The sequence below is a fragment of the Streptomyces sp. JH14 genome (assembly GCF_029428675.1).
Lineage (GTDB): Bacteria > Actinomycetota > Actinomycetes > Streptomycetales > Streptomycetaceae > Streptomyces.
Window position 1 is genome coordinate 1,272,882 of record NZ_JAJNEL010000001.1, and the last position, 18,148, is coordinate 1,291,029.

General features: G+C 71.7%; 20 protein-coding genes. 8 read left to right on the top strand and 12 right to left on the bottom strand.

Annotation, left to right across the window (positions count from 1 at the left end; translation table 11 throughout):
- The first annotated feature begins 82 nt into the window (after positions 1 to 82).
- Both LRD69_RS05740 and LRD69_RS05745 read left to right on the top strand, forming a co-directional pair.
- A complete protein-coding gene (locus tag LRD69_RS05740; RefSeq protein ID WP_277325462.1) occupies positions 83 to 1,618 on the top strand; it encodes a S8 family serine peptidase in 1,536 nt (511 codons plus the stop codon).
- A gap of 118 nt (positions 1,619 to 1,736) precedes the next feature.
- Positions 1,737 to 3,161 carry a CoA transferase gene (locus LRD69_RS05745; protein WP_277329636.1) on the top strand — a complete coding sequence of 475 codons (1,425 nt, stop codon included), beginning with the start codon at positions 1,737 to 1,739 and terminating at the stop codon, positions 3,159 to 3,161.
- Here LRD69_RS05745 and LRD69_RS05750 read toward each other — a convergent pair.
- The 4 genes from LRD69_RS05750 to LRD69_RS05765 form a co-directional block, all read right to left on the bottom strand.
- Positions 3,151 to 4,194, bottom strand: a complete 1,044-nt coding sequence (locus tag LRD69_RS05750) for a zinc-dependent alcohol dehydrogenase family protein (RefSeq protein ID WP_277325463.1) — start codon at positions 4,192 to 4,194, stop codon at positions 3,151 to 3,153. The two genes, LRD69_RS05745 and LRD69_RS05750, sit on opposite strands and share 11 nt — an antisense overlap.
- Before the next feature lie 21 nt (positions 4,195 to 4,215).
- Complete coding sequence (locus LRD69_RS05755) at positions 4,216 to 4,905, bottom strand: lysoplasmalogenase (RefSeq protein WP_277325464.1); 690 nt, start codon at positions 4,903 to 4,905, stop codon at positions 4,216 to 4,218.
- Positions 4,902 to 5,804, bottom strand: a complete 903-nt coding sequence (locus LRD69_RS05760; protein WP_277325465.1) for a sterol desaturase family protein — start codon at positions 5,802 to 5,804, stop codon at positions 4,902 to 4,904. The genes LRD69_RS05755 and LRD69_RS05760 overlap by 4 nt, the downstream gene beginning before the upstream one ends.
- Before the next feature lie 110 nt (positions 5,805 to 5,914).
- On the bottom strand, positions 5,915 to 6,625 hold the full coding sequence (locus LRD69_RS05765; protein ID WP_277329637.1) for a VIT family protein: 711 nt from the start codon (positions 6,623 to 6,625) through the stop codon (positions 5,915 to 5,917).
- Positions 6,626 to 6,746: 121 nt separating this feature from the next.
- Between LRD69_RS05765 and LRD69_RS05770 the strand changes: the two genes are divergently transcribed.
- From LRD69_RS05770 to LRD69_RS05790, 5 genes are all read left to right on the top strand, one after another.
- The gene (locus LRD69_RS05770; RefSeq protein ID WP_277325466.1) at positions 6,747 to 7,772 is read left to right on the top strand and encodes a DEDDh family exonuclease; all 1,026 of its coding nucleotides are present in this window, start codon (positions 6,747 to 6,749) and stop codon (positions 7,770 to 7,772) included.
- 64 nt (positions 7,773 to 7,836) lie between these two features.
- A complete protein-coding gene (locus LRD69_RS05775; protein WP_078852816.1) occupies positions 7,837 to 8,070 on the top strand; it encodes a hypothetical protein in 234 nt (77 codons plus the stop codon).
- Between the two features lie 71 nt (positions 8,071 to 8,141).
- Entirely contained in the window at positions 8,142 to 8,963 is an 822-nt protein-coding gene (locus LRD69_RS05780) for an SURF1 family protein (protein ID WP_277329638.1), read from the top strand.
- Between the two features lie 92 nt (positions 8,964 to 9,055).
- Entirely contained in the window at positions 9,056 to 10,855 is a 1,800-nt protein-coding gene (locus LRD69_RS05785; RefSeq protein WP_277325467.1) for a glycoside hydrolase family 15 protein, read from the top strand.
- 5 nt (positions 10,856 to 10,860) lie between these two features.
- A complete protein-coding gene (locus tag LRD69_RS05790; protein WP_277325468.1) occupies positions 10,861 to 11,616 on the top strand; it encodes an SDR family oxidoreductase in 756 nt (251 codons plus the stop codon).
- A gap of 59 nt (positions 11,617 to 11,675) precedes the next feature.
- Here LRD69_RS05790 and amaP read toward each other — a convergent pair whose 3' ends face one another.
- The 5 genes from amaP to LRD69_RS05815 are packed head-to-tail and all read right to left on the bottom strand — an operon-like array spanning position 11,676 to position 14,014.
- Positions 11,676 to 12,263 (bottom strand): alkaline shock response membrane anchor protein AmaP, encoded by a 588-nt coding sequence (gene amaP / locus LRD69_RS05795; protein ID WP_277325469.1) that lies wholly within the window; start codon positions 12,261 to 12,263, stop codon positions 11,676 to 11,678.
- On the bottom strand, positions 12,260 to 12,946 hold the full coding sequence (locus LRD69_RS05800) for a DUF6286 domain-containing protein (RefSeq protein WP_277325470.1): 687 nt from the start codon (positions 12,944 to 12,946) through the stop codon (positions 12,260 to 12,262). The genes amaP and LRD69_RS05800 overlap by 4 nt, the downstream gene beginning before the upstream one ends.
- A complete protein-coding gene (locus tag LRD69_RS05805) occupies positions 12,943 to 13,305 on the bottom strand; it encodes a hypothetical protein (RefSeq protein WP_277325471.1) in 363 nt (120 codons plus the stop codon). The genes LRD69_RS05800 and LRD69_RS05805 overlap by 4 nt, the downstream gene beginning before the upstream one ends.
- On the bottom strand, positions 13,302 to 13,493 hold the full coding sequence (locus LRD69_RS05810; protein WP_277329639.1) for a hypothetical protein: 192 nt from the start codon (positions 13,491 to 13,493) through the stop codon (positions 13,302 to 13,304). Before LRD69_RS05810 ends, LRD69_RS05805 begins: the two co-directional genes overlap by 4 nt.
- Before the next feature lie 32 nt (positions 13,494 to 13,525).
- Positions 13,526 to 14,014: an Asp23/Gls24 family envelope stress response protein gene (locus LRD69_RS05815; RefSeq protein WP_277325472.1), complete on the bottom strand. Its 489-nt coding sequence runs from the start codon at positions 14,012 to 14,014 to the stop codon at positions 13,526 to 13,528.
- A 93-nt stretch (positions 14,015 to 14,107) separates the two neighbouring features.
- Between LRD69_RS05815 and LRD69_RS05820 the strand changes: the two genes are divergently transcribed.
- Positions 14,108 to 14,809: a hypothetical protein gene (locus tag LRD69_RS05820; RefSeq protein ID WP_277325473.1), complete on the top strand. Its 702-nt coding sequence runs from the start codon at positions 14,108 to 14,110 to the stop codon at positions 14,807 to 14,809.
- Positions 14,810 to 14,941: 132 nt separating this feature from the next.
- On the opposite strand, the gene LRD69_RS05825 is transcribed toward LRD69_RS05820, so the two are convergent.
- The 3 genes from LRD69_RS05825 to LRD69_RS05835 all read right to left on the bottom strand — a co-directional run bounded on the left by LRD69_RS05825 (position 14,942) and on the right by LRD69_RS05835 (position 18,074).
- Entirely contained in the window at positions 14,942 to 15,733 is a 792-nt protein-coding gene (locus LRD69_RS05825) for an enoyl-CoA hydratase/isomerase family protein (protein WP_277325474.1), read from the bottom strand.
- Positions 15,734 to 15,890: 157 nt separating this feature from the next.
- Positions 15,891 to 16,112 carry a helix-turn-helix domain-containing protein gene (locus LRD69_RS05830; protein WP_007263382.1) on the bottom strand — a complete coding sequence of 74 codons (222 nt, stop codon included), beginning with the start codon at positions 16,110 to 16,112 and terminating at the stop codon, positions 15,891 to 15,893.
- Between the two features lie 363 nt (positions 16,113 to 16,475).
- A complete protein-coding gene (locus tag LRD69_RS05835; RefSeq protein WP_277325475.1) occupies positions 16,476 to 18,074 on the bottom strand; it encodes an ABC-F family ATP-binding cassette domain-containing protein in 1,599 nt (532 codons plus the stop codon).
- Positions 18,075 to 18,148: the final 74 nt, after the last annotated feature.

The window sequence follows — 18,148 nt, forward strand, 5'->3', positions numbered from 1 at the left end:
ATCGGCGATAGCTTCGCTCTTCATGTACGCGGCCGAACACACCCTGTGTCCGGCCGACTGACACGGATGATGTGGAGACCCCATGGCTCATCTGGGATCCAGACGGACGCGCGCGCTGACGCTGCCCGTCGGATTGGCCCTCACGGCCTCGCTCGGCTTCCTGCCGACCAGTACCGCATCCGCCGCACCGTCGGACGGACTGCCCGCGGCGGCGGTCTCGGCGGACGGCCCGACGCTCTCGTACGTCGTCAACACCCGCGGCGGTCACGGCACGGTCAAGCAGGTGAAGAAGGAGATAGCCCGGGCCGGTGGCACGGTGGTGATCGCCTACGAGCAGATCGGTGTCATCGTCGTCCACTCGCAGAACCCGGCCTTCGCCGCGTCGATCCGTCGCGTCAAGGGTGTGGAGTCGGCGGGTGCGACCCGGACCAACCCCATCGTTCCGCAGGCCACCAAGGACATCGGGGTCGAGCAGCCGCTCTCCGCCGAGCAGGCACGGACCGCGTCCGCGAACGCGACGGCCGGTCAGGACCCGTTGGAGCCCCTCCAGTGGGACCTGCCCGCCATCAAGGCGGACAAGGCGCACCAGGTGTCGCTGGGCAGCAGCAAGGTCACGGTCGCGGTCATCGACACGGGTGTCGACGACACGCACCCGGACCTGGCGCCGAACTTCGACCGTCAGGCGTCGGCGAACTGCGTGACCGGCGCGCCGGACACGACGGACGGCTCGTGGCGCCCGAAGGCCGGCGAGAGCGACCACGGCACGCATGTCGCGGGCACCATCGCCGCCGCGAAGAACGGCATCGGCGTCACCGGCGTCGCGCCGGGCGTGAAGGTGGCGGGCATCAAGGTGGCGACCCCGAGCGGGTTCTTCTACACCGAGGCCGTCGTCTGCGGCTTCGTCTGGGCCGCCGAGCACGGCGTCGATGTCACGAACAACAGCTATTACACCGACCCCTGGCTGTACAACTGCAAGAACGACCCCGACCAGGGCGCCCTGGTCGAGGCGGTCACCCGCGCCACCCAGTACGCGGAGCGCAGGGGCACGGTCAACGTGGCCGCGGCCGGCAACAGCGGCGAGGACCTGGCCGCCGACGAGCTGGAGGACTCGACCAGCCCGAACGACACCACGCCGGTCCACCGGACGGTCGACCCGCGCACCTGCTTCGACATCCCGACGATGCTGCCGGGCGTGGTGACGGTCTCCGCGACCGGCGCCAAGGGCCTCAAGGCCTCCTACTCCAACTACGGTCAGGGGGTCATCGATGTGGCCGCCCCGGGCGGCGACTCGACCGTCTACCAGACGCCCGCACCGCCGGCCACGAGCGGTCTGATCCTGTCGACGCTGCCGGGCGGCGGCTACGGCTACAAGGCCGGTACGTCAATGGCCTCCCCGCATGTCGCCGGTGTGGTGGCCCTCATCAAGTCGTCGCACCTGCACGCCTCGGCGGCCGCCGTGAAGGCGCTGCTGACGGTCGAGGCGGACGCCACCGCGTGCGGCGCGCCGTACGACATCAACGGTGACGGCACGATCGACGCCGTCTGCGAGGGTTCCACGAACCGCAACGGCTTCTACGGCGCCGGTGTCGTGGACGCACTGGACGCGGTCCGCTGGTAAAGGTCCCGCGGTGATCGTCCGCGGGTGATCGTTCGGAGGCAGGGGCCGGGGACCGAGTTCCCCGGCCCCTGTGCCGTACCGTCGTGGCACGCAGTGCCATAGTGCGGTCATGACACACATGACAGCTGTGGCCGAAGCGCCGGACTCGGGTACGGGGCAGGCCTGGGCCGCCCTCGGCGGCGATCCCGCGCTTCTGGACCGTGTCGACGGCGGCGGACCGGCCGGACTGCTGCCCGCACGGCTGCCGGTCATGGAGCTGGCCCGTTCCACCGTCGCCGTCTGTTCCCTGGCCGCCGCCGAACTGGCGGCGTGCCGCACAGGGGGCGCGGTGCAGCGGGTCCGGGTCGACGACGGTGCGGTGGCCACCGCGTTCCTCAGCGAGCGTCATCTGCGCATCGACGGACGCGCGCCGACGACGTTCGCCCCGCTGTCCCGGTTCTGGCGGACGGCCGACGGCTGGGTCCGTACGCATGCCAACTACCCGCACCACCGGGCCCGGTTGCTCGCCGCGCTCGGCCTCGCCGCCGACGCCGGGGCGGACACGGCGGCCGCCGTACTCGCCGAACGGCGCGCGGTGGAGGTCGAGGAGACGGTGTACGCCGCGGGCGGCCTGGCCGTCGCCCTGCGCACCCCGCGGCAGTGGGCGGCGCACGAGCAGGGCGCCGCGATCGCGGCGCGCCCGCTGCTGACGCTCGACCGGACCGAGGGCCCGGCCGCCGTGGCGCCGCGCCGTCCCGCCCCGCTGCCCGCCTCGCCGCTGCTGCCCGCCGCCGGGCTCAGGGTCCTCGATCTGACCCGGGTCCTCGCCGGCCCGGTCGCCACCCGCACGCTGGCGCTGCTGGGTGCGGACGTCCTGCGGATCGATGCGCCGCGGCTGCCGGAGAGCCAGGACGCCCACAACGACACGGGGTTCGGCAAGCGGTCGGTCTCCCTGGATCTGGGCGACCGGGCGGACCGGGCGACGTTCGACGAACTGCTCGCCGCCGCCGATGTGCTGGTCACCGGGTACCGGCCGGGCTCGCTGGAGGCATACGGACTGACTCCGGAGGAGCTCGCCGTACGCCGTCCCGGTCTGGTGCTGGCCCAGGTCTCCGCGTGGGGGCGGTACGGGCCGTGGCAGGAGCGGCGCGGCTTCGACAGTCTGGTGCAGGTCGCCACCGGGATCGCGGCCGCGGAGGGGGACGCCGGAGCTCCGGGCGCGCTGCCTGCGCAGGCCCTCGACCACGGCACCGGCTACCTGCTGGCCGCGGGCGTGCTGCGGGCGCTGACCGGGCAGCACCACGACGGCGGTTCGCGGCTGCTGCGGCTGGCGCTCGGGCAGACGGCGCACTGGCTGTGCGACGGGCTCGCGCAGGCTCCTGCCGCTTCCGGCGCGTCGCAGCCGTACGACGCCGAGAAGTACCTCGCCACCGCGGACAGCGCGCTCGGCCGGCTGCGGTACGCCCTGCCGCCGGTCGCCTTCGCGGGCGGCCCGGCGGACTGGTCACGTCCGCCGGGCCGGCTGGGCGCGGATGAGCCGAAGTGGCGTACCACTACGGCTTGATGAGGACCTTCAGCGCCGAGCGCTGGTCCATGGCCTTGTAGCCGGCGGGAACCTCGTCGAGGCCGATGGTGAGGTCGAAGACGGGCGACGGGTCGATCGTGCCGGCCAGGACGTCGGGGAGCAGTTCCGGAATGTACGTGCGCACGGGGGCGACGCCGCCGCGCAGGGCTATGTTCCGGTCGAACATGACGCCGAGGTCGAGGCCGGTGCCGCTGCCGTGCGGCACGCCGACGTAGCCGATCGAGCCGCCGTCGCGGGTGATCCCGACCGCCGTGCGCATCGACTGCTCGGTGCCGACGGCCTCGATCACGGCGTGGGCGCCCGCGCCGCCGGTCAGTTCCCGTACGGCCGCGACGGCTGCTTCGCCGCGCTCGGCGACGACGTCGGTGGCGCCGAAGGTGCGGGCGATGTCCGTGCGCACCTGGTGGCGGCCGAGCGCGATGATCCGCTCGGCGCCGAGCCGCTTCGCGGCCATGACGCCGCAGAGGCCGACCGCCCCGTCACCGACGACCGCGACCGTGCTGCCGGGCTTCACGCCCGCGCCGATGGCGGCGTGGTGCCCCGTGCCGAGCACGTCGGACAGCGCCAGGAGCGCCGTGAGCAGGCGGTCGTCGGACGCGGCGGCGGCCGGGAGCTTGACCAGCGTGCCGTCGGCGAACGGGACACGCACGGCCTCGCCCTGCCCGCCGTCGGAGCCGACCGAGCCCCAGAAGCCGCCCTGCGGGCAGGACGTCGTCAGGCCCTCGGCGCAGTACTCGCAGGTGCCGTCGGACCAGACGAAGGGGGCGACGACGAGGTCACCGGCCGCGAAGCCCCGGACCTCCGGTCCTGCCTCCTCGACGATCCCGATGAACTCGTGGCCGATGCGCTGGCCGGGCTCCCGGGCGGCCTCGCCGCGGTACGCCCACAGGTCGCTGCCGCAGATACAGGCCCGCAGGACGCGCAGCACCACATCGGTGGGCTGCTGGATCACAGGGTCCGGCACCTCCTGGACACGGATGTCGTGGGGGGCGTGGATGACGGTGGCGCGCATGCGTGGAGGTCCTCGTTCGTCTCAGATTCTGATACCCCGCTCACGGTACGCCCCGGAGGGGACGACAACCCACTTCGCACCCGGCGCGAGCGCCCCGACGGTCAGCAGGAACTGCGCCACGAGGTAGGTGAGCATGACCCAGAAGTCGGGGGCGGGCAGCTGCGGCCAGTCGGCGATGCCGGTGGCGATGAGCGCGTCGGACAGCAGGAAGAGCGCCCCGCCGAGCGCGGCGTACCGGCCGCAGGTGCTGGACCGGTAGGCCATGGCCGTGAGCAGCAGGCTGTACCCGGCCATCGGGATCCGGAGGTCCGCGGGCAGCCCGCCCCAGAGCAGCGCGAGGAAGCCGGCCAGGAAGACGGCGTACGCCGCTGCGAGCACCAGGGAGGTGCGGGCGCGTCCGAAGAGCCACAGATAGCAGACATGGCCTGCGGCGAACGACCCCATGCCGATGAGGAAGGCGGTATCGGAGCCGGCCAGCAGAAGGGCGTCGCCGCCCCAGCCGAAGAGGAGCGCCGCGACGAGCAGCCGGGGGCCCCGGCGGGCGGCGGCGTACCCGGCCAGCAACGGCATCAGCAGCGGCTTGGCGACGAGATGGGCGGCCCCGGTGTAGGTGAGGACACCGAAGAGGTCGACGGCGCAGGCGACGAGGAACGCGATGAGCAGGGGGCGTACGAAACGTGCCCTCGGATCCGTGCCGGTGTCGGTGCTCATCCGGTGCTTTCCTGGGCGGGGACGGCGGTGGCGGCAGGCGGGGCGGTGGCCGTCGAGGCGGCCGTCGGCGCCGGCTCCCAGCCGGGGCCGCGGAAGATCCGCCCGGCCCGCTCGCCCCAGCTGCCCGCGGCGCGTACGTCGCGGGCGATGGCGGCGTACTCATGGGTCGCGACGCGCAGCGGGTTGTAGGTCGCGATGTTCTTCGTGAGCCCGTAGACGGGGCGCTCGGTCTCGGCGGCGAAGGAGCCGAAGAACCGGTCCCAGAGGATGAGGATGCCGCCGAAATTCCGGTCGAGATAGCCGCCTTGGGACGCGTGGTGCACCCGGTGGTGGGAGGGCGTGTTCAGTACGTACTCGAAGGGCCGGGGCAGCTTGTCGATCCGCTCGGTGTGCACCCAGAACTGGTAGACGAGGTTGGCCGACGAGCAGAACGCCAGCGCCGCCGGATGGACACCGCAGGCGACGAGCGGAACGTAGAACGGCCAGGCGGTCAGCGAGGTCCAGGGCTGGCGCAGGGCGGTGGAGAGGTTGAACTTCCGGCTGGAGTGGTGGACCACATGGCAGGCCCAGAGGATCCGGATGACGTGGTGGCCGCGATGGGACCAGTAGTAGAGGAAGTCCTGCGCGAGCAGCATCAGCAGGATCGTCCACCACAGGACGGGGACGCGGAGCGGGGTCAGCTCGTAGACCGCGGAGTAGATCGCCACGATGGGGACTTTCCACAGCAGATCGAACGCGAGACTGCCGAGACCCATGGAGACGCTGGTGACGGCGTCCTTGGTCTCGTACCCGGCGGCGTCCTCATCCGGGTGAATGCGGTGGCTGACCATTTCGACAACAGTGAGCAGGACGAAGGCCGGTATGGACCACAGCACGACATCGGGCAGGTTCGGCTCCATGCGAGCACCGTAGAGCCGGTGGGCGGCCGGGGACTAGACGTTGTTACCAACAAGTATGCGAGACGCGACGTCAGCAGCTTTTGGTCACTTCTGCCAACACCCGTACCGGATCAGACGCCTGCCGCCCCCAGCAGCGCCCCCGCCGCATAGGTGACCCCCATGGCCACCGCTCCCCCGCACATGTTCCGCAGCACGGCACGCCCCACCGCCGCGTCGCCCAGCCGCGCGCTCCACCACCCCGTGAGCGCCAGCGCCGCCAGCACCGCCAGGACCGTGACGGTCAGCCGCAGCGGCGCCGGCGGCAGCACGATCGCCAGGAGCGGCAGCAGGGCCCCCACCGTGAACGCCAGGAAGCTCGCACCCGCCGCATGCCACGGGTTCGTCAGGTCGTCCGGGTTGATGCCCAGCTCCACGACCGCATGGGCGCGCAGCGCATCGCGTTCGGTGAGCTGCAGGGCGGCCTCGCGGGCGACGTCCCGGCTCAGGCCCTTGCCCTCCAGCAGGCCGGTCAGTTCGACGAGTTCCGCTTCCGGCGCTTCCTGCAGTTCCTGCTTCTCCGTCGCCAGCGCGGCCTGTTCCGAGTCGCGCTGGGTGGACACCGATACGTATTCGCCCGCGGCCATCGACATGGAGCCGGCCAGCAGCCCTGCGAGGCCCGCCGTCAGCAGGGCGCCGCGGTCGCCGGTGGCCCCGGCGACGCCGACGACGAGACCCGCGGTGGAGACGACACCGTCGTTCGCACCGAGGACCGCGGCGCGCAGCCAGTTCAGCCGTGCGCCGATGCCACTGCCGTGGGGCTCCTGATGGGCCTGGGGATACATCACCCGGGGATGGTCTCATCGGGTCCCGTCACCGGGCGCGGACCGACCCGCCCGGTCCGGAACACCGGGCCGGACGGACGGCTCCCGGATACGGGGGTGTCAGTCCCGGCCCGTATTCTCTGTGACCATGCTCGACGACCGCCAGACCGCAGCACCGTGGCCGACCGCCTACCCGCAGGGGTACGCGGTCGTCGACGTGGAGACCACCGGACTCGCCCGGGACGACCGGATAATCTCCGCCGCCGTCTACCGGCTGGACGCGCAGGGCAATGTCGAGGACCACTGGTACACCCTCGTCAACCCGGAGCGGGACCCCGGACCCGTCTGGATCCACGGTCTGACGAGCGACGTCCTGGAGGGTGCCCCGCTCTTCCCGGAGGTCGCCGCAGAGCTGTCCGAGCGGCTCGCGGGCCGCGTCCTCGTCGCGCACAACGCCGCCTTCGACTGGTCGATGCTGGCCCGGGAGTACGCGCGCGCGTCAGCCGTCGCCCCGGTCGAGCACCGGCTCTGCACCATCGCCCTCGCCAAGGAGCTGCGGCTGCCGCTGCCCAACCACAAGCTGGCTTCGCTGGCCGCGCACTTCGGAGTCGTGCAGCAGCATGCGCACCACGCGCTGGACGATGCCCGGGTGCTGGCCGAGGCGTTCCGGCCGAGCCTGCATGCGGCGGCGCGCGACGGGGTGCGGCTGCCGCTGCTGGAGTGCCGTCCGCTCACGGAGTGGTCGGACTCCCCGGTCACCCCGCGGGTCGGCTACCAGCCCTCGTACGGCAGCCAGGGCAGCTGGCGCCCTTCGCGCAAGCGGCCGGCCTGCCCGTATCCGAATCCCGGACGGTACGACAAGGACAAACCTCTCATGCAGGGCATGCGGGTGGCGTTCTCCGGGGACACCTCCATCGACCGTGAACTGCTGGAGGACCGGGCGGTCGAGGCCGGACTGCACGTGGCGACGAGCGTCTCGCGGCTGACCAGTCTGCTGGTCACCAACGACCCGGACGCGGCGACGTCGAAGACGGTGAAGGCGAAGGCGTTCGGCACACCGATCGTGGACGAGAGCGCATTCACCCACCTGCTGCGGGACGTGGCGCAGGTGTCGGTGACGACCGGGGCACCCGTGGCCGCTCCCCTGCCGACGCCGTCATCGGAGTGAACCGGGGGCGACTCGCCCGTCCGCCGCTCGCCGCCCGGCATCCCGGCATCCCACCCTGTGGCGCATGGCACGTTGTGAGGTTTGCGGAAACGACTACGGCATGTCGTTCGAGGTGCACGCGCAGGGCGCGGTGCACGTCTTCGACTGTTTCTCCTGCGCCATCCACCGCATGGCGCCCATCTGCGAGCACTGCCGGGTCCAGGTCATCGGGCAGGGCGTCGAGGTCGACGGGCACTGGTTCTGCGGCGGTCACTGCGCCCGGGCCGAGGGGAAGGTGGGGATCATCGACAAAGTCTGATCGCAGGCCGCCGCGCGCCTTCTTCCACCCCCTCCGCCATGCACCCCATGACGCAGTTGTACCGTCATGGGGTGTACCGCTTCCTGTTGACCCGGCAGTGGCTGATCCTCGCCCTGATCACCCTCGTCCTCATTCCCACGATGGTCGAGCTGGGCTTCTGGCAGCTCCACCGGCATGAGCACCGGGTGGCGCAGAACTCCCTGATCTCGCACAACCTCGAGGCGAAGCCGGTACCGGTCGCCACGCTCACCTCCCCGGGGCACACCGTCCCGCGCTCCGACTACTGGCGTGCGGTGACGGCCACGGGGACGTACGACACGGAGCACGAGGTCGTCGTGCGCCGCCGGACCTCCACCGACGGCAGCATCGGCTTCCACGTACTGATCCCGCTCGACCTCACGGGCGGCGGTACGGTCATGATCAACCGCGGCTGGATCCCCACCGCCGCCGACCAGCGCGCCTTCCCGGACATCCCGGCCGTCCCCAAGGGCGAAGTGACCGTCACCGGACGGCTCAAGGCCGACGAGACGACGGGCACCAGCGGCATCAAGGACCTGTCGGACCTCCCGGACCGCCAGGTGATGCTGATCAACAGCGCCCAGCAGGCCAGGGCGCTCTCACGGCCGGTTCTCGGCGGCTACATCGAGCAGACCGCACCCGAGCCGTCCGGCGACGTTCCGGAGCTGATCGAGGCCCCCGACGACAGCTCCATCGGTCCGCACATGGCGTACGCGGTCCAGTGGTGGCTGTTCGCCGCGGGTGTGCCGGTCGGATACGTGGTGCTCGCCCGGCGCGAGAAGCGTGACCGGGTGGAGGCGGCGGCCAAGGCAAAGGCCGAGGCCGCCGGGGAGCCGGAGGCGACGCCGGAGAAGCCCGAACCCGCAACGGCCTGACGCGAGGTGCCGCGCCGGTCCGGCCGGTGACTGCGTCCGCCCGTGGGACACCGGCTGCTTAGCAGGGCCCCGGTTCGGGAACACGGCAGAACGTGACCCCACGTATCGAGGACTACGCCCTCATCGGCGATCTGCAGACAGCCGCCCTGGTCGGCAGGAACGGTTCTGTGGACTGGCTCTGTCTGCCCCGCTTCGACTCGGGTGCCTGCTTCGCCGCTCTGCTCGGCGACGACGACAACGGCCACTGGCGCATCGCCCCGAAAGGTGCGGACACCTGCACCCGGCGAGGCTATGTGGGTGACTCCCTCGTCCTGGAGACGTACTGGGAGACCCGCACCGGCACGGTCAAGGTCATCGACTTCATGCCGCAGCGCGACCAGGAACCCGACGTCATGCGGATCGTCGAGGGGGTCAGCGGAACCGTCGACATGGCGTCGGTGCTCCGGCTGCGCTTCGACTTCGGCTCCATCGTGCCGTGGGTGCGCCGCTCGCAGGGGCACCGGGTGGCGGTCGCCGGACCCGACTCGGTCTGGCTGCGCAGCGAGCCGCCGGTCAAGACATGGGGGCAGGAGTTCTCCACCTGCTCGTCGTTCACCGTCTCCGCGGGCGAGCAGGTGGCGTTCGTACTGACCTGGCACCCCTCGCACTCACCGCGCCCCGACCTCGTCGATCCGCACGAGGCGCTGAAGAACACCCTTTCCGACTGGGCCGAGTGGTCGGCCCGCTGCAAGTACCGGGGCCCGTACCGCGAGGCCGTGATCCGCTCGCTGATCACACTCAAGGCGCTCACCTTCGCCCCGACCGGTGGCATCGTGGCGGCCACCACCACCTCGTTGCCGGAGGAGATCGGCGGCGTACGGAACTGGGACTACCGCTACTGCTGGCTGCGGGACTCCACCCTGGCGCTCAACGCGTTGCTCTCGGCCGGCTATCTGGAGGAGGCAGCCGCCTGGCGGGACTGGCTGCTGCGCGCCGTCGCCGGGGACCCGGCCGACCTGCAGATCATGTACGGCCTGTCGGGCGAACGGCGGCTGCCCGAAGTGGAGCTGCCGTGGCTGCGCGGATTCGAGAACTCCAGCCCGGTCCGGATCGGCAACGCGGCGGTCCGGCAGCGCCAGCTCGATGTGTACGGCGAGGTCATCGACTCACTCCGGCTCGCGCGCGAGGCGGGCATGGCCGACCAGCCGCACGCCTGGAGCCTGCAGCTCAGCCTGCTCGGGTTCCTGGAGTCCACCTGGCGCGAGCCGGACGAGGGACTGTGGGAGATCCGCGGCCAGCGCCGCCATTTCGTGCACTCGAAGGTGATGGCGTGGGTGGCCGCCGACCGGGCGGTGTCCACCCTGGAGGCGAACCCGTCGCTGGCCGGGGACGCCGGCCGGTGGCGGGTGATGCGCGACGCCGTGCACCGGGAGGTGTGCGAGAAGGGCTACGACCCGGTACGGAACACCTTCACGCAGTCGTACGGCTCCCGGGACCTGGACGCCGCGACACTGCTGATCGCGCGGACCGGATTCCTGCCGCCGGACGATCCGCGTCTGATCGGCACGGTCGACGCGGTCCGGGCCGAGCTGGGCAGTGACGGGCTGGTCCGCCGCTACAGCACGGAGGGCGTCTCGATCGACGGGCTGCCGGGCGGCGAAGGGGCGTTCCTGGCGTGCTCGTTCTGGCTGGCGGACGCGCTGCTCCTGACCGGTCGCGCAGAAGAGGCCAGGGAGCTCTTCGAGCGGCTCCTCGCACTCCGCAACGACGTGGGGCTGCTCGCGGAGGAGTACGACACGGTGGCGCAGCGGCAGCTCGGCAACTTCCCTCAGGCGTTCAGCCATATCGGACTGGTGGGCACCGCCGTAGCCCTGACCGGGGAAGACATGCTGGAGACCGAGGCGGCAGGATAGGGGCCATGGATCTTGGACTGAAGGAACGTGTGTACATCGTCACCGGCGCGACCCGGGGACTGGGGAACGCCACGGCTCGGGAGCTGGTGGCGGACGGCGCGAAGGTGATCATCACCGGCCGTGACGAGAAGAGGGTCGAGGCGGCCGCCGCCGAACTGGGTCCGGACGTGGTCGGTCTCACCGCCGACAATGCGGAACCCGCCGCGGCGCAGCGGCTGGTGGACGCCGCGCACGAGCGGTTCGGGCGGCTCGACGGCATCCTGATCAGCGTCGGCGGGCCCGCCCCCGGCTTTGCCGCCGACAACACGGACGAGCAGTGGCAGTCGGCGTTCGATTCGGTGTTCCTCGGTGCGGTACGACTGGCCCGCACTGCGGCCGCGGCGCTCGGCGAGGGCGGGGTCATCGGCTTCGTGCTCTCCGGCTCGGTCCATGAGCCGATCGCCGGGCTGACCATTTCGAACGGTCTGCGGCCGGGCCTGGCCGGATTCGCCAAGTCCCTGGCCGACGAGCTCGGCCCACGGGGCATCCGCGTGGTGGGGGTGCTGCCCGCCCGGATCGACACGGACCGGGTGCGGGAGCTGGACGCCCTGTCCGGCGATGCGGAGGCGTCGCGGGCGGCGGCCGAGGCGCGCATTCCGCTGCGCCGGTACGGGACTCCGGAGGAGTTCGGCCGCACGGCGGCCTTCCTGCTGTCGCCCGCGGCGTCGTATCTGACGGGGATCATGGTTCCGGTGGACGGGGGTGTGCGGCACGGGTTCTGAGGGGGCACCGGTGGGCGTCCACCGGACGGCCGCCTTCCCCGGTGCCGCTGCCGCGGCCGTCAGCTCACGCGTTCCGCGCGATGTCTGACGGCCCGCAGCCGCACCTCGGCCGGCAGTTCCGCCAGACCCGCCGAGTCCCGGGCGTGGGCCAGCGCCTCGTCCGTGAGACGGCCGAGTGCCTCCCCCGGAGCCGCGTGCGGTTCCATCAGGAGACTGATCCGGGCCTGTGGCGAACTGCGCCGGCCGACCAGCATCACGTGCGCACGGGCCACCCCGTCCAGCGTCCCCGCCTCACCGGCGAGAACGCCCTCCAGGGCCCGGCCGCGCAGCAGCGCCCCCGCGCCGTCGCCGCTGTCGACCAGCACCTCGGCGAGGCGGGCGCGGCGCAGTTGGGCGAGCAGCCACCACAGGGCGAGGATGACCAGCACGGCGAGAACCACGATCACGGCGGGCCACCACCAGCCGTCGGCGCGCCAGCGTTCGCGGTCCGCTTCGGAAAGCGGCACATCGGTCTTGCCGTACCAGGGCCACCAGGAGGGTACGGAGAGACCGAGCCCGGCAGCGAGCACCGCGCCGCCGCCGCAGATCAGCACCAGCCCGGCCAGGCCGAGCAGGATCCGGTTGACGGTCGTGAGCACCGCGGTCACCCCTTCTTCGCCGGACGGCGGACGTGCACGGACAGGCCCGGCGGTCGCGCCAGACCCAGTTCGTCGATGCCTGCCGCCAGCACGGTGTCCAAGTCGGCCCGTACATCGTCGAGTTCACGAAAGTGCGACACGGCGCGCACCACGACCTTGCTGCGCCCCATCCGGACCCGTACCGACTGCACACCGGACACCTCGACGGCCCGGTCACGCAGAACCAGGGCGGCAGCGGTCCGGTCGAGCGCGGCCCGTACACCGGGGCGGTCACGGCGCATCGGCAGCAGGTCGCGCAGGCCGGGCGTGACAGCGAGGACGATCAGCCACAGGCCGATCACCATGGCGACGCCCGCACCGCCGAGCACCCATGCGTTGCTCAGGTGCCGCTGCGCCAGATCGTCGGCGAGCGAACGGCGCCACTGCATCGCCGGACGGCCGGCCCGTACCGCCGCCACGTCGTACAGCAGCAGTCCCGTGCCGCCGAGGACCACCAGCGCGACCAGGCCGGCAGGAACGCGGCGGGCGGACCAGAAGCGGCCGGCGCTGTCGCCGCTGTGCTCCTTCGTCGGCGACGGATCGTACGACGCGGCGGAGGCCGACTGGTCCAGGGCCACCGTTCCGCCGTGCTCCGCGGGGCCGTCGGTGGGCAGGTCCCGCGCGCTGCTCCCCGGGTCCTGGGGCTCGGTCATCGGATCCTCCCCTGTGCCGCGACGCTCGCTCCAGCGGGGTACAGACGCTCGACCTGTACGACCACCTCGGGCACGTCCATGCCCGCCAACGCTCTTACCCGTTCGGTGACCCGTCGACGCACGGCACCGCACTGGTGGCCGATGTCGGTGGGGTATGCGAGTTCGAGACTGACCCGTACCCGGGCGGTGTCACGGTGCACGGTGACGGTGGCGTGCGGTGCGGCGCCTTCCTTCGGCGGTTCGTCGATCGCCTCCTTCGCCGCCTGCGCGGCGATCTTCGCGACCACCCGGTCGGCGATCCGGGTCGCTCCGCGCTCCGCGGCGGGAATCCTGTCCAGCACCCCCGACACCGCCGTCACCGCCGTCGGTCGCCGCGTTCGCGACTTCGGAAGAAGTCGCCGGGTTCCAGGTCGCCGTCCAGGAAGCGGCCGACGACGAAGCCGACCGCTCCCAATGCCGCGACCAGCAGAAAGGCCCCGAATCCACCGAAGTATCCGGCGAATCCGAGCGCCATGCCGGCCACCAGGCCGACCACAGCCATGCTCATCATGCGCTCCTCAACTGCTGCGGGTGGGAGGCCTACTGCAGACGCGTCTCGGACTCTTCCTCGTCCTCCTCGTCGGGCAGCTTCACATCGCTGACCGCGATATTGACCTCGACGACCTCGAGTCCAGTCATCCGTTCGACCGCTGCGATGACGTTCTCACGCACATCACGGGCGACCTCGGAGATCGACACTCCGTAGTCGACGACGATCTCCAGGTCGAGCGCGGTCTGCAGCTCGCCGACCTCCGCCTTGACGCCGCGGGTCACGGACTTGCCGCCGCCGGGGACCCGGTCGCGTACTGCGCCGAAGGTCCGGGAGAGGCCGCTGCCCATGGCATGGACACCGACCACGTCCCGCGCCGCCATGCCGGCGATCTTCTCGACCACGCCGTCGGCGATGGTGGTACGGCCACGGGTGGCGGGGTCTCCGCCACCGCGCTTGGTCAGCGGGTTCCTTCTGCCGTCGTCCCCCGCCGCGTGGTCGGGGTTCTCGGGCCGGGTCCGCTGTGGGGTTTCGGTCATCGCCACTCTTCCCTTCAGGACAGGGTCGGACTTCGCTGCCCACATTAGGTGCGCTTGCCCGATCCCGCGCCGCGAATGCGGCAGGCTGGACCCATGACGACGGCTGACAGCCCGCACAGGGCCGACGGATGGACAGCTGCGGTACGGCAGAGACTCGGCCTGGGCCGGCTGCTCCCTCTGGGCGGTCCGGCGGACGGGGCGTGGATCTCGGAGCGGGCGGCGGTGGCGGTGCTGCGCCGCGTGACGGGGGCGCCGGGCCCCGGCCCTGTGCTCGGTGACGTACGGATCGCGGTGGCGGACCCGGACGCCGCCCCGCGCCCCGAACTGCCGGCCCCACCGAGTGCGCTGCCGCCCGGGCCGCTCCGGATCGAGGCGACCATGTCGGCGACAGCCGAGCAGCCACTGCCCGCCGCCGCGGCCGCGTTGCGCTCGGCGCTGCTGACGGCGGCCGCGGAGCGGCTGGGCCTGGTGGTCGACGAGGTGGATCTGCGGGTGACGGAGCTGCTGGACGCGGCCCCGGAGCGGCCGGTGCCGGAACCGGCAGCGGTGCGCGCAGTGGAGCCGGACGGCACGGCGGGGACCACGGCCGCCGGGGTTCCCGGCGTCGCGGCGCTGACCAGGGTGCTGGGCAGCGCGGTGCACACGGCGCCGGACCATGTGCGGGTCGAGCTGGCGACGACCGCGGACCACCGGGCGCTCGACGTGGCACGGGCGGTGCGTACGGCGGTGGCGGACGCCGTGGACGGGCATCCGCCGGTCACGGTGCTGGTCACCGCGGTGGTGGAGGACGGGTGAAAGGTGTGGACGGGCTCCGTCCCCGCCGGTGACGGCAGACCGGGCCGGTGCGCCCACGTCCGCCGTCGGCGGCGGGCGCGCGGCCTGTGCCGCGCCCCTCGGACGCGGGTGCACCGGCCGGATGCCGTCGTCTCAGTCGGTGACGCCCGCCAGGTCGCGCAGGCGACGGCTCTGTGCGGCGCGTTCGGCGGCACGCTGGTCCTCGTACGTACGCGAGACCGCGCCGCTCAGCAGTGCCTTGGTCTCGACGACGGCATCGCGCGGGGCCGCCAGCAGCCCGGCGCAGAGGTCGCGGGCCGCCGCGTCGAGCTGGTCGGCGGGGACGACGAGGTTGGCGAGACCGGTGCGCTCGGCCTCCTCCGCGTACACGAAGCGGCCGGTGGCGCAGATCTCGAGCGCGCGGGCGTACCCCACCAGGTTCACCAGGGGGTGCGTGCCGGTGAGGTCGGGGACCAGACCCAGGCTGGTCTCGCGCATGGCGAACTGCACGTCCTCGGCGACGATCCGCAGATCGCAGGCGAGGGCGAGCTGGAAGCCGGCACCGATGGCATGCCCCTGGACGGCCGCGATCGACACGATGTCGTTGCGGCGCCACCAGGTGAACGCCTCCTGGTACTCGGCGATGGTCGCATCGAGCTCGGACTCCGAGCCACGCGCCAGGTCGAGGAAGGACGGCTCGCCGTCGAACCCCTCGGGGGTGAACGCCTGCCGGTCGAGGCCGGCGGAGAAGGACTTGCCCTCGCCGCGCAGCACGACGACTCGCACGCTGCCGGGCAGTGCCCGTCCGACCGCTGTCAACGCCCGCCACAGAGCGGGGGACTGAGCGTTGCGCTTGGCCGGATTGGTGAGAGTCACCGTGGCAACCGCGTCATCGACGGTGAGTCGTACGCCGTCCTGGTCGAGCACAGAGTCGAGCGAGGTCATGGGGCGCCTCCGGGATCGGGTGCAGTCAGCATGTCGAGCTAAGTGACTGAACAGTAACCACCCGGTCGACCGCACGATCGACCGGGTGGCCACCGCCGAAACCGGTAAGCCCCCGGGCACGTCCGTCCTGCGACGTGTCCCGATCCGCCGACGGCCGTCAGGCCGCGGCGGCCTTCTTGCCGCGCGTCGCTCCGCCGCGTCCTCGCAGAGTGACTCCGGACTCGCTCAGCATCCGGTGGACGAATCCATAGGAGCGGCCGGTCTCTTCGGCCAACGCCCGGATGCTCGCACCGGAGTCGTACTTCTTCTTCAGGTCTGCCGCGAGCTTGTCGCGCGCGGCGCCGGTCACCCGGCTGCCCTTCTTCAGAGTCTCGGCCACCCGTGCCTCCTCATGGGAAGTGCGCTCTGGACTCTCATGATCACCCCTCGGGGGCTTCCTGGCCACCCATTCGGCAAGGTCCGTACGACCGGTTTTGCGCCCCGGGAATGCGCCCTCACAAGCGGAATCACGCATTCCGCAGTGCTATGGAGGCGAGTTGCTGCGCCCCGGGGACGAACGACCAGGTCAGGGCCGTGCACAGAGCGCGGCCCCACATGGGTGCGCCCGGCAGCTATCTGCCGGGCGCCGCGCCGCGGTACGAGAGGTCCTCACACAGATGATGGATCACGACTGGGCCGAATGATCCAGTCCGAGTGGATCAGGGACCGCGAAGACCCCGACAGGAACGGCCGGGGCCCGGGATCAGGCCAGTGCGACCAGGTCCTGGTAGTCCGCGCCCCACAGGTCCTCGACGCCGTCCGGCAGCAGGATGATCCGCTCGGGCTGGAGCGCCTCGACCGCGCCCTCGTCGTGCGTGACGAGCACCACCGCACCCTTGTACGTGCGCAGCGCGCCGAGGATCTCCTCCCGGCTCGCCGGGTCGAGGTTGTTCGTCGGCTCGTCGAGGAGCAGCACATTGGCGGAGGAGACCACCAGGGTCGCCAGCGCGAGACGGGTCTTCTCACCACCGGAGAGCACCCCGGCCGGCTTGTCGACGTCGTCGCCGGAGAAGAGGAACGAGCCCAGCGTCTTGCGGACCTCGACGAGGTCGAGATCCGGGGCGGCGGAGCGCATGTTCTCCAGGACGGAGCGGTCCGGGTCGAGGGTCTCGTGCTCCTGGGCGTAGTAGCCGAGCTTGAGTCCGTGGCCCTCGATGACCTCGCCGGTGTCGGGCGTCTCGGCGCCGCCGAGGAGTCGCAGCAGAGTCGTCTTGCCGGCACCGTTGAGGCCGAGGATGACGACGCGGGAGCCCTTGTCGATGGCGAGATCGACGTCGGTGAAGATCTCGAGCGAGCCGTACGACTTGGAGAGCCCCTCCGCCATCAGGGGCGTCTTGCCGCAGGGCGAGGGCTCGGGGAAGCGCAGCTTGGCGACCTTGTCGGAGACCCGCACGGCCTCCAGGCCCGACAGCAGCCGCTCGGCGCGCTTGGCCATGTTCTGCGCGGCCACCGTCTTGGTGGCCTTGGCGCGCATCTTGTCGGCCTGCGAGTTGAGGGCGGCGGCCTTCTTCTCGGCGTTCTGGCGCTCGCGCTTGCGGCGCTTCTCGTCGGCTTCGCGCTGCTGCTGGTAGAGCTTCCAGCCCATGTTGTAGATGTCGATCTGCGAGCGGTTGGCGTCGAGGTAGAAGACCTTGTTGACGACCGTCTCGACGAGGTCGACATCGTGGGAGATCACGACGAAGCCGCCGCGGTAGCTCTTCAGGTAGTCGCGCAGCCAGACGATCGAGTCGGCGTCGAGGTGGTTCGTCGGTTCGTCGAGCAGCAGGGTGTCGGCGTCCGAGAACAGGATGCGGGCCAGCTCGACCCGGCGGCGCTGACCGCCGGAGAGCGTGTGGAGCGGCTGTCCGAGCACCCGGTCGGGAAGGCTGAGTGCGGCGGCGATGGTGGCGGCCTCCGCCTCGGCGGCGTATCCGCCCTTGGTGAGGAACTCCGTCTCCAGGCGCTCGTACTTCTTCATCGCCTTTTCGCGGGTGGCGCCCTTGCCGTTCGCCATCCGCTCCTCGTTCTCCCGCATCCTGCGCAGGATCTCGTCGAGACCGCGGGCGGAGAGGATGCGGTCGCGGGCGAGGACGTCGAGGTCGCCGGTGCGCGGGTCCTGCGGGAGGTAGCCGACCTCGCCGGAGCGGGTGATGGTGCCGCCGGCGGGTACGCCTTCGCCGGCGAGGCACTTGGTGAGGGTGGTCTTGCCCGCTCCGTTACGGCCGACGAGGCCGATGCGGTCGCCCTTGGCGATACGGAAGGAGGCGGACTCGATGAGGATGCGGGCGCCGGCGCGCAGCTCGATGCCGGAAGCGGTGATCACGGGTAAAACTCCAGGGCGGTATGGACGGCGGGCGGGACGACGGGCGGAGTTATCTCGACGCCGTCTAGTGCACA

Excerpts from the sequence above, each read along its gene's own strand:
- LRD69_RS05820 (WP_277325473.1), top strand. The coding sequence starts at position 14,108 with ATGACGACGGCTGACAGCCCGCACAGGGCCGACGGATGGACAGCTGCG.
- LRD69_RS05740 (WP_277325462.1), top strand. The coding sequence starts at position 83 with ATGGCTCATCTGGGATCCAGACGGACGCGCGCGCTGACGCTGCCCGTC.
- LRD69_RS05745 (WP_277329636.1), top strand. The coding sequence starts at position 1,737 with ATGACAGCTGTGGCCGAAGCGCCGGACTCGGGTACGGGGCAGGCCTGG.
- LRD69_RS05790 (WP_277325468.1), top strand. The coding sequence starts at position 10,861 with ATGGATCTTGGACTGAAGGAACGTGTGTACATCGTCACCGGCGCGACC.
- LRD69_RS05825 (WP_277325474.1), bottom strand. The coding sequence starts at position 15,733 with ATGACCTCGCTCGACTCTGTGCTCGACCAGGACGGCGTACGACTCACC.
- LRD69_RS05800 (WP_277325470.1), bottom strand. The coding sequence starts at position 12,946 with ATGACCGAGCCCCAGGACCCGGGGAGCAGCGCGCGGGACCTGCCCACC.
- LRD69_RS05755 (WP_277325464.1), bottom strand. The coding sequence starts at position 4,905 with ATGAGCACCGACACCGGCACGGATCCGAGGGCACGTTTCGTACGCCCC.
- LRD69_RS05815 (WP_277325472.1), bottom strand. The coding sequence starts at position 14,014 with ATGACCGAAACCCCACAGCGGACCCGGCCCGAGAACCCCGACCACGCG.
- LRD69_RS05760 (WP_277325465.1), bottom strand. The coding sequence starts at position 5,804 with ATGGAGCCGAACCTGCCCGATGTCGTGCTGTGGTCCATACCGGCCTTC.
- LRD69_RS05750 (WP_277325463.1), bottom strand. The coding sequence starts at position 4,194 with ATGCGCGCCACCGTCATCCACGCCCCCCACGACATCCGTGTCCAGGAG.
- LRD69_RS05775 (WP_078852816.1), top strand. The coding sequence starts at position 7,837 with ATGGCACGTTGTGAGGTTTGCGGAAACGACTACGGCATGTCGTTCGAG.
- LRD69_RS05810 (WP_277329639.1), bottom strand. The coding sequence starts at position 13,493 with ATGAGCATGGCTGTGGTCGGCCTGGTGGCCGGCATGGCGCTCGGATTC.
- LRD69_RS05765 (WP_277329637.1), bottom strand. The coding sequence starts at position 6,625 with ATGTATCCCCAGGCCCATCAGGAGCCCCACGGCAGTGGCATCGGCGCA.